Here is a 15,453-nt window from a genome sequence, read left to right as displayed (position 1 = left end):
CCACCTCGTTGTAGTCGGCTTGTACTGAAGAAATATACACACGCTATGTTGGAATAACAACACTTTCTGTATAGTTGTGTTTGGGATGCAACGCCGCGGTCCCACACTCAACGTAGAGAAACGGAGCAGCTCATGTCATTGCCTTCTGCGGAATCGGTCCGGACCATTCGTTACGGCCTTATAGGTGCCGGCCATATGGCACGCGAACACGTCCGGAACCTTGCCCTGATCCCGGGAAGCCACATCGCCGCCGTAGCCGATCCACAGCCGTCATCGCTGGCAGAGACCGTTGCGGAAATCGGCTACGAGGTACAGACCTTCTCCCGCCACCAGGACCTGCTCGCGTCCGGGCTGGTGGATGCCTTGGTGATCGCCAGCCCCAACGACACGCACCTGGCCATCCTCAAGGACATCTTCGCGAGGGGCACTAACCTGCCCGTGCTGGTGGAAAAGCCCGTGTGCACCACGGCGGAACAGGCGGACGAGCTTGAATCGCTGGCAGCTGACTACACCGCGCCGGTGTGGGTTGCCATGGAGTACCGCTACATGCCGCCGGTGCAGGAGATCATCCAGGCAGCACACGGCGGCAGGCTCGGCAACGTGTACATGCTCTCCATCGTGGAGCACCGCTTCCCCTTCCTGCACAAGGTGGACGCCTGGAACCGCTTCACCGAGCGGACCGGAGGCACGCTGGTGGAGAAGTGCTGCCACTTCTTTGACCTGATGCGGCTGATCCTGCAGGACGAGCCCGTCCGCGTCTACGCCAGCGGCGGCCACGACGTCAACCATATGGATGAGATGTACAGCGGCAGGGTGTCGGACATGATCGACAACGCGTACGTGATTGTGGACTTCAAGGGCGGGCGCCGGGCCATGCTGGAGCTGTCCATGTTCGCCGAGGGTTCCAAGTTCCAGGAGCGGATCTCCATTGTGGGCGACGCCGCCAAGATCGAGACCCTCATCCCGGTGGCAGCCAACCACTGGATTGACGGCGACGAGGCGGAGGCGACGGTGGAATTCAGCCCGCGCTCGCCGCTGGGGCCGGAAATGCACGAGGTTCCTGTGGACGAGGCCGTCCTCGCTGCCGGCGCCCATCATGGCTCCACTTACTATGAACACCTTGGCTACCGCAGGGCCATCCTCGGTGAGGGGCCGGTGGAAGTTACGGTTGCCGACGGCCTGCAGTCCGTGCGCATGGGCCTGGCGGCCGAGCGCTCCATCATCGAAGGACGCCCCGTAGAGCTGACGAATGCGGGTGCCGGGCTCAGCCACTGAGTAGATTTGAGTTGGAATTGCAACACCCTGGCAGGCCAAAGTCGCCCGGTTAAGGGAAGCAGGAGAAGGGTATATGAGCAGCTCACCGAAAGAGGCGCCGTTGACGCCCCGCCAGCGCACCATACTGGACCAGCTCGAGCAGCGGGGCTTCATCTCCACGATGGACCTCGCCGAAACGTTCGCGGTCTCGGACATGACGGTGCGCCGGGACACCCGAGTGCTGTCCCAAAAGGGGCTGGCGCGGGTGGTTCACGGCGGCGTCAGCGCCGTCAACGCCAGCGGGCAGAACGCGGACTTCGCGGCCAGGGTCCGGGCGGATGCTGACGCCAAGCAGCGGGTGGCCCGGGCCTGCGTGTCCATGATCGGCGAGCGGGACGCCATCATCTTGGACGCCGGGACCACCACGTACCAAATTGCTCTGGAGCTGCCGCCGACGTTCGCGGGCACCATCATCACGCACTCCGCGCCCGCGATCCAACGCTGCCTGCAACTGTCGGCGGCGCGGACCATCTGCCTCGGCGGTGAGCTGCTTCTGGACAGCCAGGCGTTCAACGGTCCCATGACGGTGAGCGCCGCCGCCGGCCTCCGGGCCAAGACGGCGTTTATCGGGGTCAGCGGGCTCCACGACGAGGCGTTCTACATTGAGCGGGACGTGGAGCGCGCCACTAAGATCGCCCTTATGGATGCAGCTGAACAGGTGGTGGTGGTGGCAACGCACCAGAAAATGCTGCGGTACGCGCTGGCGCGGCTCGCCGCCTTCGATGCCGTGGATGTGCTGGTGACGGACGCGCCGCCGCCCCGGGAGATCGAGGACGCACTGGGTGCCGCCAACGTCAGGATCGTGGTGGCCGCGTGACCGGGCCGCTCCGGGTGGCCCTGCCCGACCGGAAGATGCTGGACGAGCTCGAGCCGATTGCCGGCGTCGAGCTCGTCCTGTGGGACCTCACCGGCCCGCCGCCGTCGGGCCGTTTCGACCTGCTGGTGCCGCCCTACATGGGCAAGCCTGCGGCGCTGGCCGCGCTGGACTGCGTTGAGGTGGGGCTGGTGCAGAGCCAGTCGATCGGGTATGACGGCGTGGCTGCAGTCCTGCCCGGCGGCTGCCTTTTCGCCAACGCGGCCGGGGTCCATGAGACGTCGACGGCGGAACTCGCGTTGGGCATGATGATCGCCAGCCAGCGTGGGATGCCAGACTTTGCCCGGAACCAGGCGTCCGGGACGTGGGACAACAGCCATCGGCCCAGCCTCGCGGACCGGCGCGTGCTGCTGGTGGGCTACGGGGGAGTGGGGAAGGCCATCGAGGCCAGGCTCCTGCCGTTCGAAGCCCACGTGACGCGGATGGCCAGCCGGGAACGCGACGACCAGGGGGGCCGGATCCACGGGATCGACGCACTCTACGAACAGTTGCCGCTGCACGACATCGTGGTGATCAGCGTCCCCCTGAGTGAGCGCACACACCAGCTGGTGGACCGGAAGTTCCTGGCTGCGATGCCGGACGGAGCGCTGCTGGTGAATGTGGCCCGAGGCCCCGTGGCGAACACGGATGCCCTGCGGGCCGAGACGTCGTCCGGGCGGCTGCGGGCCGCCCTGGACGTCACCGACCCCGAGCCGTTGCCGGCCAGCCACCCGCTGTGGACTACTCCCGGCGTGCTCATCACCCCGCACGTGGGCGGGGCAAGCTCGGCGATGTTCCCGCGGATGGTCCGGCTGGTCAGGCAGCAGATCTCGCTGCTGCTGGCGGGCGGGGAACCGGTGAACGTGGTGCTGGGCCGCTAGGCCCGGATCTGCTGCAGGACGGCGTCGCGCACCTGGGCCATGGTGGCGGCGTCGGCGGCTTCGACGTTAAGCCGCAGCAGTTCCTCCGTGTTGGAGGCCCTCAGGTTGAACCACCAGTCCCCGCCCTCGCTGCTGACACTGAGCCCGTCGAGTTCATCGATCACGGCACCATTCGCGTAGCTGGCCCGCACGTCCGCTACCTTGCCGTCCACGCCGTCCACGGATGAGTTGATTTCGCCGCTGGCCGCGTACGGGTCGAACTCGCGGGCCAGCTCGGACAAGGGCAGTTCCTGTTCGCCGAGGGCGGCCAGGACGTGCATTGCGGCAAGCATACCCGTGTCCGCGTTGTAGAAGTCGCGGAAATAGTAGTGGGCCGAGTGTTCGCCGCCGAACACGGCGCCCTCCTCGGCCATCCGGGCCTTGATATAGGAATGACCCACCCGGGTCCGGACCGGCCATCCGCCCGCGGCGGCAACAATTTCCGGCACCGCGCGCGACGTGATCAGGTTGTGGATGATCACCGGATTGGCTTCCCCGGCGGCCTGGGCGCGGCGGATCTCCCGGACGGCAATCAATGCCGTAACGGCCGACGGCGTCACAGGCCTTCCGTTCTCGTCGACCACGAAGCAGCGGTCGGCGTCGCCGTCGAAGGCCAGGCCAATGTCGGCGCCGTGGGCGATGACGGCGGCCTGAAGGTCGCGGAGGTTCTCCGGCTCAAGGGGGTTGGCAGGATGGTTGGGGAACGTCCCGTCGAGCTCAAAGTACAGCGGCACAACCGTGAGCGGCAACGCAGGGTGGAACTGGTCCCCAAGGACCGCGGGAACGGTCAGGCCCGCCATGCCGTTCCCGGCGTCCACCACCACCTTCAGTGGCCGGACTGCATCCAGGGGCACCAGCGAGCGGAGCTTTGCGGCATAACCGGCGAGCACGTCAAGCGTGGACACGGTGCCCTGGGCCGCGGCTGCAGGGATCCCGTGGTCGACATACTGCTGGGCCAGGTCCCGGATGGCCGTGAGCCCGGTTTCGGCGGAGACCGGCACGGCGCCGGCCTTGGCCATCTTGATCCCGTTGTATTCCGCGGGGTTATGGCTCGCGGTGAAAATGGCCCCGGCCATGTCCAGGGCGCCGCACACGTAGTAGAGCTCATCAGTGGAGATAAGGCCCAGGGACTTCACGTCCGCACCGCGCCGGGCAGCGCCGGCTGCAAAGGCAAGGCTGAAGCCGGGTGAAGAGGGCCGCATGTCCCCTCCGCAGGCGATGGTCTGGCCGGACAGGCCCAGCACGTCCACAAACGCGGCGCCCACGGCTTCGGCGCTTTCCGCGCTGATAGAAACGCCGACGAGGCCCCTCACGTCATAGGCCTTAAAGGACGGTGTCAGGTCCATATTGCTCCCGGGAAGTCATGGCCATGCGCATTAGTAGCTATGCAGACATGGATTGTTGGAATTTCAACACCACTTTAGCAGGTGAAGGTCGCGTCGCACGGAAACGGCTCAGCGACAATTTTGCCGTCTGACTGGGCTGTACAGCCGCCGGACTGTCCCGGATTCCGCATGTCTCCGCGGCTGCCCGGTAACTATAGGGGTTGGAATGCAGTCCGGGTCCCACCTCGGGCACGTGTTTTCCCTGCTCAGGGCCCTTGAACCGCACACTTGAGGTCGTCAATTCTGGGTACCCGGGACCTATTCTTGTTGGACGACGGTTTCCTTGGGTCCCGGCCGCTGCCGGTTAGAGGAGACTGAGGCACGCAACTGAGCCGCCGTGCAAGGTCCGCAAGACAGCAGGGGAGAACCGCCATGATCCAGACCGTCCAGTCCGCTGACGGAACCACCATTGCCTATGAGCAGGCGGGGTCCGGGCCGGCGCTCATCCTCGTGGGCGGGGCGCTGAACAACCGGCATTCCGCTGCCAGCCTGGTCCCCTTGCTGGCGGACGCGTTCACAGTGGTCAGCTACGATCGCCGCGGGCGCGGTGACAGCACGAACACGCCGCCCTATGCCGTCGACCGCGAAGTCGAAGACCTGCAAGCACTCGCGGCCGCAGCGGACGGCCCCGTGCATCTGTATGGACACTCCTCGGGAGGGATTCTGTCCCTGGAGGCGGCCGCGGCGGGAATCCGGGTCGGGAAGGTCGCCGTCTACGAACCGCCCTACCTGACCGGCGGCGGCGATGGCTGGCAGGCTTTTGTGGACAAAGTACGTTCCCTGGCGGACAGCGGCCGCGGTAGTGAAGCGGTCGAGGCATTTTTCCGGCACGCCGGTGCCGGCTTTGACCCCGGAATGACCAGGGCGCCCTGGTGGCCGGCGTTGGTGTCCCTGGCACACACGTTGCCCTACGACCTGACGCTCTCGGCCGACGGCGGTGTGCCGGCAGACCGGTTTGCGGGCATCGCCGCCCCCGTCCTTGCCCTGCATGGTGGCTCCAGTGCTTCCTGGGCAGCGGCAGCGGCCACCGCAGTGGCCGCTGCCGTGCAGGACGGGCGGAAGAACGTCATCGACGGCCAGGCCCACGCGGTGGCGCCCGACGCCGTCGCTCCCGTCCTGCTGGAATTCTTCCGCTGACACTCAATTACGGTCATTGCCCATCGCGGGCGGTGTTTAACCCCTCGGTCAGTGACGGAAGTGGATGCTCCACTGTAGCTGCCAGGCCTGGGCTGGGCCGAGCCAGCGCAGCCCTTCACCGCTGTTGAACGCATCGGGGGGAGCGGTCATCGGTTCCACCGCGACCGCGGTAACCATCCCGTTCTCCGTTGGGAAGCGCTTAGTGGTGAATGCCTGGACATACCCGAATGAGGCGTCCATGTGCAAACGTACCTGTCGTCCGTCCGGCGCCTCCAAGTAGTGGGCGGAACCGCCGGAGCGGTCCCGGCGAACATCTGCCCAGGCATCGTCCAGGTTCGCTGTCCCGATGGTCTGTCCGGCCCGTAAATCGTGCCGGGTTCCGGCGACGCTGGTCGTAGTTCCAGTGGGGTTTTGCCTGTCGTCGACTTCAATGTGGGTGTCGGCATCGATGAACAGTTTCAGCTCATCCGTGGCCACCGTTCCCAAACAGAGGAATGGGTGGGCGCCCACTGCCACGGGAGCTGGACGGGTACCGCTGTTCTTCAGAAGGTGGGTGACGGTTATGCCGTCCTCTGTCAGTTCGTAATGGACGGATGTTTTCAGTTCGAAGGGATAACCGGGTTGTGATGAGATGTCGGCGGCCAGGGTGATGCTGCCCTGGGTCCTACGTGCGATGCGATAGGCCGAGTGTGAGAGGAGCCCATGCATGGCGTTGTGGTTCTCCGGCTCCGTTATGTCCAGCTGCAGGCTCTCGCCTTTATAGGTCCAGCAGCCGTCGGCCACCCGGTTTGGCCACGGGACGAGCACCCACCCGGCGCAATTTGGCGGCTCCGCATCGACGGGGTATTCCTGGATCAGGGCCACACCATCCACGGTGAGGCTGCGCAGGCTTGCGGCGACTTCCGTCACGACGGCGTGCTGGTGGCGGCCGCCGATGGTGGCCGTGAGGTCAAAGGATGCGCCCATGGGCGAGGGGTTCGGGACGGGCATGTCAGCCTTCCGGGAGGGCGGGCGCGGGCAGGGTGCCCAGGCTTGCGGGATCGGCCAGGAACCGGGTGAAGGCGAGCTCGGCGGCGCCGATCATCATGAGGTCCGGGCCCAGCGCTGAGCGGTGGATTTTAAATTCGTCGGCGGGGCCGTCCAGGGCCTGGGACCGGATGAGCCGCTTCAGGGTGCCGGGGGAGAGCCCGTGCAGGACGCCCAGGAAGCCGTCCAGGACCAGTGCCTCCGGGTTGAACATGTTGACGGTGTTCCGCAGCGCGATGGCCAGGTACTCCAGCTGCCGGTCAACTTCCTCCGTTACCCCGGTGCCGCCGGTGTTCCGGAGCGCGCGTTCCAGCTCGGTGGCGTCGCCGCCGTCGAGCCCGGCAAGGTCGAAAAGCCGGGACTGGGAGACCTCCGTCTCCAGGCACCCGGTGGCGCCGCAGTGGCAGGTCGATCCGGACGTCCGGACGAAGGTGTGGCCCAGTTCGCCGGCGTAGCCAGAGGCGCCGCGTAGCAGCACGCCGTCGCAGATAACTCCGCCGCCGATGCCGGACGCGCCGCCGTTGACGTAGACCAGGTTTTCCCGGCCGGCGCCGGCGCCGAAGATGAGTTCGGCTTCGGCGGCGAGGGAGGCATCGTTGGCAGCGCTACAGTCAAAGCCGGTTGCGTCGCTGAGCATTTGGGCCACGGGTTCGTTGCGCCAGCCCAGATGGGGGGCGTGCCGGACGACGCCGTCCGCCCGGTTGACCAGTCCCGGAACGGCAATGCCGATGCCGGTGATCCGGTAGGAGGCCTCGAGCTCGGAGCGCATCCCCTCGATGACCGCCGCGGCGCTGTTGACGGCTTCCCGGGCGGTGGGGATCCGCTCCGTAGCGAAACGGATCCTCCGCTGGACTTTCCCGCCGAGGCTCACCAGCCCGATCGTCACAGCATCGATTTCCGGGTTGACTGCAAGGGCCGCCGTGGACCGGCTCGGGTGCACCTCGGGGCTGGGCCGGCCCACCTGGGCCTCACCGGTGGGGGCGGTCTCATAAACCAGCCCCCAAGCCACAAGCTGACCGATCAGGGTTCCCACCGTGGACCGGTTCAGCCCGGTCCGCTTGGTCAGCTGGGCCCGGCTGAGGACGCCGTGGTGGTGGATGAGGGAGGTGAGCAGCGCCAGGTTGTTTCGCCGTGACGGATCCGGCTCGGCGGACGGCGGGGCGGGGCGCGGGATTGAGGTGGGCATCATCGCGAGATTATCAGCTGCCGAACACAGTGCGGTCCAGGAAGCTGTTCCGGAACTTCCCGGCCGGATCCAGGCGGTCCGCAAGGGCGGTGAAGTCACCGAAACGCGGGTAGAGCGGCGCGAGGGTGCCGGCGCCGGCGTCGAACAGTTTGCCCCAGTGCGGGCGGGCCCCGAACGGTGCCAGTTCCGCTTCGATCAGCGGCAGGATGGCCTCGACGGCCGGCTGGTCCGGGCGCCAGGTGAAGTGCAGTGCGATGCCGTCGCGGCCGTAGTTGGGACTCATCCACAGCCTGTCCGCGGCGACGGTGCGGATTTCGCCGACCAGCAGCAGCGGCGTGACCACGTCCGAGAGCCGGCGCATGGTGCGGAGCGCGTCCGCGGCGTGCTCGCGGGGGAGGAGGTATTCGCTCTGCAGCTCATCGCCGTTGCTGGGGGTGAATTCCATCCGGAAATGGGCCAGCCGGTCCGACCACGGGCCCGGCACGCCCAGCTGTTGGGTGCAGATACTGCCGGAGGCCGCGGGCAGCGGGTGCAGGGCCGCCGTGGCGGGGGTGCCGCCGAAGAACCCTGCTTGGTCCGGGACGGGATCGCCGGTGCGGCTTTTGAGCCAGGCCTGCCCGATGGTTGATCCGCTCCAGTCGGTGAAGAGGCTCACGCTGTAGGCGGCGGATGTTACGGCGTCGAAGTTCGCCAGGACCTGGTCCCAGTCGAGATTTTCAAACACCCGCTGGCTGACTTCGAAGCTGGGTTCGATGTCCAGGGTAAGGCGGGTGACGATGCCGAGGGCTCCGAGTCCCGCCACCATGCCGTCGAAGTAGGCGTCGCCCCGGCGGGCGGAAAGGACTGTGCCGTCGGCGGTGACCAGTTCCAGTGCCCGGACGGCGGTGGCGAGGTTGCCGTTGGCATCCCCGGAACCGTGCGTGGCCGTGGCGACGGCGCCGGCTACGGAAATGTGCGGCAGGGACGCCAGGTTGTGCAGGGCGAAGCCCTGACGCTGCAGCTCGGCGGCGAGGCTTCCGTAGCGGGTGCCCGCGCCGACTGTCACCGTCATGCTTGCCGGGTCCACGCTGATCCCGGCATTCGGCCGGACCGCATCCAGGCGGTCCAAGACTGCCAGGGTGCCGGAGGTGTCCGCAATGTCATTGAACGAATGCCGGGAGCCCAGCGCCCGCACCCTATCCGCGCCGGCCACCAGTTCCTGCAGCTCCTCCACGCTGGCCGGGTGGGCGATCCGGGGCGCCCGGTACGTGTGATTCCGGGCCCAGTTGCGTTCGGTCACGAGCTGCTCCATTACAGGCCATCCTTTAACTTTGAGCCTCAGGGGCCCGGATTTGGTGTTTTCTAAAACATAACCCTACCGGCAGGCGGATTCGGTGGAAAGACTTTTCTGCGGAGGGTTGGTGCAGCAGAAGATTTTTCCGGAAGTGGTTGACATCACCACGATTTCGAATATGTTTGGTTGCAGAACAATTTATGCGGGTCGCTACCAAACGGCCCGGACCGGCACCATCCACCACAACACTCTTTGGAGCTTTCAATGGCGATTCAGCCCACCCGTGAAGACAAGTTCTCGTTCGGCCTCTGGACCGTGGGCTGGCAGGCCCAGGACCAGTTCGGGTCCGCCACCCGCCCGCCGCTGGACACCGTTGAGGCCGTCAACCGGCTCAGCGACCTCGGCGCCTATGGGATCACCTTCCACGACGATGACCTCTTCCCGTTCGGCTGCTCCGCGGCTGACCGCCAGCGGGAAATCGACCGCCTCACCGGTGCGCTGAAATCCACCGGCATGGTGGTCCCGATGGTCACCACCAACCTGTTCAGCCACCCCGTGTTCAAAGACGGCGGCTTCACCAGCAACGACCGCGGCGTGCGCCGCTTCGCCCTGCGCAAGGTGCTGGACAACATTGACCTCGCCGCTGAACTGGGCGCCGAGACGTTCGTGATGTGGGGCGGCCGCGAAGGCAGCGAGTACGACGCGGCCAAGGACATCCGCGGCGCCCTGGAACGCTACCGCGAGGCTGTGAACCTGCTGGGCGACTACGTCACGGACAAGGGCTACAACATCCGGTTCGCGATTGAGCCCAAGCCGAACGAACCCCGCGGCGACATCCTCCTCCCCACCCTCGGCCATGCGCTCGCCTTCATCGAGACCCTGGAACGCCCGGAACTGGTAGGCGTCAACCCCGAAACCGGGCACGAGCAGATGGCCGGGCTGAACTTCACCCACGGCATCGCCCAGGCCCTGTACCAGGGCAAGCTCTTCCACATCGACCTCAACGGCCAGCGCAGCATCAAGTTCGACCAGGACCTGGTGTTCGGCCACGGCGATCTGCAGAACGCGTTCTCGCTGGTGGACCTGCTCGAAAACGGCGGACCCGACGGCGGCCCGTCCTACCAGGGCCCGCGCCACTTCGACTACAAGCCCAGCCGCACCGAGGACATCGACGGCGTCTGGGACTCTGCGGCCGCCAACATGCAGACCTACCTCCTGCTCAAGGAACGCGCCAAGGCCTTCCGCGCCGACCCCGAGGTCCAGGCAGCCCTGCTGGCCTCCCGGGTGGCCCAGATCAACGAGCCCACGCTCAACGCTGGCGAAGGCTACGAGCAGCTCCGGGCCGACCGGTCCTCCTATGAGGACTTCGACTCCGGCGCGTACTTCGGCGGCAAGGGCTTCGGCTTCGTGAAGCTGCAGCAGCTCTTCATCGAGCACCTGCTCGGCGCGCGCTGAACCCATGACACTGGTTGCCGGGGTGGACTCATCCACACAAAGCTGCAAGATTGTCGTTCTGGATGCCGTGAGCGGCGCCCTGGTCCGCGAGGGCCGCGCCGGGCATCCGGACGGCACAGAGGTCCACCCCGACCACTGGTGGCAGGCCTTGTCAGAGGCCATCAACGACGCCGGCGGGCTGGGCGGCATCAGTGCCCTCTCTGTCGGCGGGCAGCAGCACGGCATGGTGCTGCTCGACGCCGAGGGCAACGTGGTGCGGCCGGCACTGCTCTGGAACGACACCCGCTCGGCGCAGTCCGCCGCGGACCTCACCGCCGAAGTCGGCGCCGAGGACTTCTCGCGGCGGACCGGGCTGGTGCCGGTGGCGTCCTTCACCGTCACCAAGGTCCGGTGGGTACGCGATCACGAACCGGAATCCGTAGCCCGGGTCGCCGCCGTCGCACTGCCGCACGACTGGCTCATGTGGCGCCTGCGCGGCTACGGCCCGGCCGGGTCCAGCCCGCTGGGCCCGGACCTGGAACAGCTGACCACTGACCGTTCCGATGCCAGCGGCACCGGCTACTGGAGTCCTTTCTCCGGCAGCTACGACCTGGACCTGTTCAAGCTGGCATCCGGGCGCGACGCCCGGGAAGCCGGGGCAGCAGGGGAGCACGCCGCGGCGGTCATCCTGCCGCGGGTTGTGGCCCCCGGGGATTCTGCCGGACGGGTCCACCCGGATTGCTTCGGTGCCGACAGCGGCACTGTGGTGCGCGGAGCCGGAGACGGCAGCATCATCCTCGGCCCAGGCGCCGGGGACAACGCCGGTGCCGCGCTCGGGCTCGGCGCCGGGCCGGGCGACGTCGTGGTTTCGGTCGGGACCAGCGGCACGGTCTTCGCCGTCGCCTCGGAACTGCATTCGGACAGCACCGGCACGGTGGCGGGGTTCGCTGATGCCGGCGGGGCATACCTGCCCATTGCTGTGACCCTGAACGCTGCCCGGGTCCTGAGCTCCATTGCCGGGGTGCTGGACGTGGACTTCACGGAACTGGCACGGCTGGCCCTCGATGCCGAACCAGGCGCCGGCGGTGTAGTCCTGATCCCGTATTTCGAGGGTGAACGGACCCCCAACCGGCCCCACGCCAAGGCAAGTTTCCACGGGCTCAGCATCGAGTCCACCACCCGGGCCAACCTGGCGCGCGCCGCGATCGAAGGCATGCTCTGCGGGTTGTCCGGAGGCCTGGACGCGCTGCTGGAGCTGGGCTACCCGGCCCGGCGGCTGCTGCTGATCGGCGGGGCGGTACAGAATCCGGCGGTGCAGCGGATTGCCGCGCAGGTGTTCGACGTCCCGGTGGTGATCCCCACCCCCGGCGAGTATGTGGCCCGAGGCGCCGCTGTACAGGCGGCCTGGGCGCTGACCGGCAACCGGCCGGCCTGGCCCGTTGCCGTGGACGCCACCCCTGCGCCGGATTTCCACCCGTCCATCAGCGCGAACTACAAGAAGATGGCCGCACACAGTGACGCCGGTAACTGAAACGCGCCTTGTCGCGACGCCGCTGCTGGCAGCGGGTCTTCACGACCCGCTGCCGGCTACGGGCCGCCCGCTGCGCTGGGGGGTTATCGCCACCGGGCGGATTGCATCCATTGTGGTCAGTGACCTGGCCTTGCTCCCGGACGCGGTCCTTCAGGCCGTGAGCTCCCGGACGCAGGCCGGCGCCGACGCTTTTGCCGCCGAGTTCGGCTTCGTCAGTGCTTACGGCGACCTGTCCGACGGCGGTCTGTCCGGCCACCGGCGGCTGCTCCAGGATCCCAGCGTGGATGTTGTGTACATTGCGACGCCCCATGCCAACCACTACCAGGTGGGGCTGGAGGCCCTGAGCGCCGGTAAACACGTCCTGTGCGAGAAACCGCTGACCCTGAACGCGCGGCAGGCGGAGCACCTCGTCAGCGTCGCCCGGGACAAGGGCCTGTTTCTCATGGAAGCCGTCTGGACCCGGTTCCTGCCCAGCGTGCAGCGGGCAGCCGGAATGATCGCCTCGGGCGAACTGGGGGAGGTGCGCTGGATCCAGGCCGACCTTGGCTTCCCCGCACCGTACGACCCGGAAGCCCGGCTGTGGAAGCTGGAGGACGGCGGCGGTGCCCTCCTGGACCTCGGTGTCTACCTGCTGACCTGGGCTCAGATTGCGTTGGGCCAGCCCCAGTCGCTGACAGCCACGTCCGCCCTGAACAGTTCCGGGGTGGACACTGAGACCGCCATGTCCCTCGTCTACGAGTCCGGGGCACAGGTGCAGTTGATGACGTCCCTGACCACAGTGTCCACACAGACAGCCACGCTGTCAGGGACCAAGGGGACGCTCAAGTGCAATGCGCCGTTGTTTGCTCCGACGGAACTGACCATCACGACGGGTCCGGGCGAGACCCGCGTGGAGAAGTTTGTTCTTGCCGGCCGCGGCTACACATACCAATTGCGCGACGTGATGCGCTGCATCCAGCAGGGCATGACCGAGAGCCCGACCATGCCGTTGGCGGACACGCTGACCATCATGTCCCTCCTGGACGAGGTGCGGAGCCAAGCGGGAATCCGGTACCCGGGGGACTAGTGCTGCGGAGACCACCTTTATATCTTGAATAGGCAGAGGCCGGCCTGAGGCCGGTCGGCCGAGTGCTTCCGGGTCCGCCGGGCGTGACCGCCCCTATATCTGAGCCGCCATGCGGTCTTAGGTCCAGGGACGTGACCGCCCGGCGGACTCTTTGGCGTTTCCGGGCGGGGCCCGGCCGGAACCTGCCTGAAAGTGCCCGGCGGTTCCGGCAGGCTGCACGCGGCAAACAACAACCCCACGCGATCGACGCCGACGCCGCCGCCGGGAGCATCCCGGGAAGCGCCGCGGGAAACGTCCGCCACGGACCCAAAACCTCCGGGAACCGGCTCACGCTGGCCCACAGCCGGGCAGCACCATCAGGCCCCGCAGGATCTTCCGGATAGCCGCGCGCCGGAGACCGGAAGGTTCTCCGCCCGGCGGATGCGTCCGGGCACAAAAGGACTGGGGTGAACGGCGCCGCGGTTCGGCGTCGTTCACCCCAGTCCGGAGTGTATCCGTCAGGCCTTCAGGGTGACCTCCTGGGCCTGGTTGCCCATGGCAGTAGCCCGCAGGTCCGTCAGTTCCACCAGGTCCGGCCGGGACGCGGTGCTCTGGATCACCACGGCTGATCCGCTGCGCGCTGATTCCAGTACTGATTCCATGACCTCGAGCGCATGGTAGGCCACCTGCCCGCCGGCCCGCGGTTCTGATCCGGCCGGGGTCGCGGCCAGGTCCGCGATGCCGAAGCCGCGGCCCGAGTCCAGGTACCCGGCCGAAACCGGAAGGGTCTCCCAGGCGTCGGCGCCCAAGGCGAAGAGTTCGACGTCGCCCTCGAAGTAGTTGGGGTCCGGAACCACGAGCGTCCCGCGTTCGCCGTGGATCTCGATGTTCGAGGATTTGGTGTTTACCGCGTCGAAGCTCATCACCAGGGTGGAGAGTGCCCCCGAGGCGTGGACTAGGATCCCGGTGACGTGAGAGTCGGTGGAGACCGGAATCACCTGGCCCTCGCGCGGGCCGGAGCCGATGGTGCGCTCGGTCCTGGTGTGGCTGGCGGCACCGATCACCGAGACCACCGGCCCCAGCATGTTGACGAGGGCGCTGACATAGTAGGGGCCCATATCCAACAGTGGCCCACCGCCGGGCTGGTAGTAGAAGTCCGGGTTGGGGTGCCAGCGTTCGTGGCCGGGGGTGACCATGGTGGCTGTGGCCGAGATGGGGGCCCCGATCAGGCCGTCGTCAATGGCTTTGCGGGCCGTCTGCACCCCGGTCCCCAGGACGGTGTCCGGGGCGCAGCCGACGGCGACCCCGGCCTCGCGTGCCGAGTCCAGCACCTGGCGTGCTTCGGCAGTCGTAGCCGCCAGCGGCTTTTCTCCGTACACGCTCTTGCCGGCCGCGATCGCCTTGAGGGCCACTTCGGCGTGCGCGGCCGGAATGGTGAGGTTCAGGACCAGGTCCACGTCCTCGGCGGCCAGCAGGTCCTCGACGGAGACGGCCCGGACGCCGTCGTAGCCGTCGGCCACAGCCTGGGCGCGGCCCGGGTCAAGGTCAGCGACGGCCACCAGCTTGAGTGCCTCGAGGCGGGGGATGTTGGCCAGGTACTGGGCGATGATTGCGCCGCAGCCGATGATTCCTACATTTAACGGCTTGCCCACAGCAGGCCCCTTTCGATGATGGTTCGGACGTTGCTGTCCTGGAGGATTTCGACGTTGTGGCCGGGAGTGGCGACAAAAATGCGGCCCCGGCCCCACTGCCGGGTCCAGATGGCGGGCGAGGTCACTTCACGGTGCCAAGGGTCCCATTCGCGGACCTTCTGCGTGGTGGTGGCCAGGACGTCGATGTAGTCGTCGGTGAGGACCCAGTACTGTTCGGTGACGAGGTCGAAGTCGCCGATGCCCCGGGTGATCGGGTGGTCTGCTGCGGCCGGGAGCATGTTGACCGTGTAGGGAACGTAATTGTCCGGCTGCTCGCCCTTGAGCTCGTCGGGGTGCTTACCGGGGTGGCAGGCGAACTGGCCGCCGATCAGGTGGAGGTAGTCCGAGGTGTTCCGGTAGGAGTCGGCAATCCCGCCGTGCCAGCCGGCCATGCCGGTGCCGTTCTCGACGGCTCTGCGCAGGCCTTCGAATTCGTCTTTTTCGATGGTGGTCATGGTCATGCACTGCATGACCAGGTCCACGCCGGCCATGTACTCGGCGTCGGCGTAGATCTTTGTGGACTCCTCGACCCGGACGTCGTAGCCCTTGTCCTTGAGGAACGGGATGAAGAGTTCCGTGGCCTCCAGGGGCTGGTGGCCGTCCCACCCGCCCCGGACCACCAGTGCGGTCTTGTTTTCTGTCATGGCATTTCCTTTGT

Annotated in this window: 13 protein-coding genes; 7 read left to right on the top strand and 6 right to left on the bottom strand. The window is 67.1% G+C overall.

Translation table 11 applies throughout. The annotated features are described in order from the left end of the window. Nucleotides 1–132 precede the first annotated feature (132 nt). The 3 genes from ACQCSV_RS11615 to ACQCSV_RS11605 all read left to right on the top strand — a co-directional run bounded on the left by ACQCSV_RS11615 (nucleotide 133) and on the right by ACQCSV_RS11605 (nucleotide 3,048). On the top strand, nucleotides 133–1,275 hold the full coding sequence (locus tag ACQCSV_RS11615; RefSeq protein WP_426938458.1) for a Gfo/Idh/MocA family protein: 1,143 nt from the start codon (nucleotides 133–135) through the stop codon (nucleotides 1,273–1,275). A gap of 73 nt (nucleotides 1,276–1,348) precedes the next feature. Next, on the top strand, nucleotides 1,349–2,131 hold the full coding sequence (locus tag ACQCSV_RS11610) for a DeoR/GlpR family DNA-binding transcription regulator (RefSeq protein WP_354154856.1): 783 nt from the start codon (nucleotides 1,349–1,351) through the stop codon (nucleotides 2,129–2,131). Beyond that, nucleotides 2,128–3,048, top strand: coding sequence for a 2-hydroxyacid dehydrogenase (locus ACQCSV_RS11605; protein WP_426938457.1), 921 nt, complete (start codon nucleotides 2,128–2,130; stop codon nucleotides 3,046–3,048). Before ACQCSV_RS11610 ends, ACQCSV_RS11605 begins: the two co-directional genes overlap by 4 nt. Here ACQCSV_RS11605 and ACQCSV_RS11600 read toward each other — a convergent pair. Beyond that, nucleotides 3,045–4,433: a phosphomannomutase/phosphoglucomutase gene (locus tag ACQCSV_RS11600; RefSeq protein ID WP_426938456.1), complete on the bottom strand. Its 1,389-nt coding sequence runs from the start codon at nucleotides 4,431–4,433 to the stop codon at nucleotides 3,045–3,047. The genes ACQCSV_RS11605 and ACQCSV_RS11600 overlap by 4 nt on opposite strands. A 411-nt stretch (nucleotides 4,434–4,844) precedes the next feature. On the opposite strand from ACQCSV_RS11600, the gene ACQCSV_RS11595 reads away from it, so the two are divergent. Further along, on the top strand, nucleotides 4,845–5,609 hold the full coding sequence (locus tag ACQCSV_RS11595; protein WP_426938455.1) for an alpha/beta fold hydrolase: 765 nt from the start codon (nucleotides 4,845–4,847) through the stop codon (nucleotides 5,607–5,609). A gap of 48 nt (nucleotides 5,610–5,657) precedes the next feature. Here ACQCSV_RS11595 and ACQCSV_RS11590 read toward each other — a convergent pair whose 3' ends face one another. From ACQCSV_RS11590 to ACQCSV_RS11580, 3 genes are read right to left on the bottom strand one after another with little or no spacing between them, the layout of a single operon-like run. Continuing rightward, on the bottom strand, nucleotides 5,658–6,599 hold the full coding sequence (locus tag ACQCSV_RS11590) for an aldose 1-epimerase family protein (protein WP_426938454.1): 942 nt from the start codon (nucleotides 6,597–6,599) through the stop codon (nucleotides 5,658–5,660). Nucleotide 6,600: 1 nt separating this feature from the next. Then, on the bottom strand, nucleotides 6,601–7,824 hold the full coding sequence (locus ACQCSV_RS11585; RefSeq protein ID WP_426938453.1) for an ROK family transcriptional regulator: 1,224 nt from the start codon (nucleotides 7,822–7,824) through the stop codon (nucleotides 6,601–6,603). 10 nt (nucleotides 7,825–7,834) lie between these two features. Next, nucleotides 7,835–9,112, bottom strand: coding sequence for an FAD-binding protein (locus tag ACQCSV_RS11580; RefSeq protein ID WP_426938452.1), 1,278 nt, complete (start codon nucleotides 9,110–9,112; stop codon nucleotides 7,835–7,837). A 246-nt stretch (nucleotides 9,113–9,358) separates the two neighbouring features. On the opposite strand from ACQCSV_RS11580, the gene xylA reads away from it, so the two are divergent. Genes xylA through ACQCSV_RS11565 form a run of 3 tightly spaced genes read left to right on the top strand, consistent with a single transcriptional unit; the run spans nucleotide 9,359 to nucleotide 13,125 of the window. Next, nucleotides 9,359–10,549, top strand: coding sequence for a xylose isomerase (gene xylA / locus ACQCSV_RS11575; protein ID WP_426938451.1), 1,191 nt, complete (start codon nucleotides 9,359–9,361; stop codon nucleotides 10,547–10,549). Nucleotides 10,550–10,553: 4 nt separating this feature from the next. Next, entirely contained in the window at nucleotides 10,554–12,059 is a 1,506-nt protein-coding gene (gene xylB / locus ACQCSV_RS11570; RefSeq protein WP_426938450.1) for a xylulokinase, read from the top strand. Further along, complete coding sequence (locus ACQCSV_RS11565; protein WP_426938449.1) at nucleotides 12,043–13,125, top strand: Gfo/Idh/MocA family protein; 1,083 nt, start codon at nucleotides 12,043–12,045, stop codon at nucleotides 13,123–13,125. Before xylB ends, ACQCSV_RS11565 begins: the two co-directional genes overlap by 17 nt. A gap of 497 nt (nucleotides 13,126–13,622) precedes the next feature. On the opposite strand, the gene ACQCSV_RS11560 is transcribed toward ACQCSV_RS11565, so the two are convergent. Together ACQCSV_RS11560 and ACQCSV_RS11555 are read right to left on the bottom strand one after the other, a co-directional pair. Continuing rightward, nucleotides 13,623–14,756 carry a Gfo/Idh/MocA family protein gene (locus ACQCSV_RS11560; protein ID WP_426938448.1) on the bottom strand — a complete coding sequence of 378 codons (1,134 nt, stop codon included), beginning with the start codon at nucleotides 14,754–14,756 and terminating at the stop codon, nucleotides 13,623–13,625. Continuing rightward, nucleotides 14,741–15,439 (bottom strand): ThuA domain-containing protein, encoded by a 699-nt coding sequence (locus tag ACQCSV_RS11555; RefSeq protein ID WP_426938447.1) that lies wholly within the window; start codon nucleotides 15,437–15,439, stop codon nucleotides 14,741–14,743. The genes ACQCSV_RS11560 and ACQCSV_RS11555 overlap by 16 nt, the downstream gene beginning before the upstream one ends. Nucleotides 15,440–15,453: the final 14 nt, after the last annotated feature.

The organism is Pseudarthrobacter sp. S3, assembly GCF_050156905.1.
GTDB lineage: Bacteria > Actinomycetota > Actinomycetes > Actinomycetales > Micrococcaceae > Arthrobacter.
The sequence above is the reverse complement of the archived record's forward strand: the minus strand, read 5'-3'. Positions and strand labels throughout refer to the sequence as shown.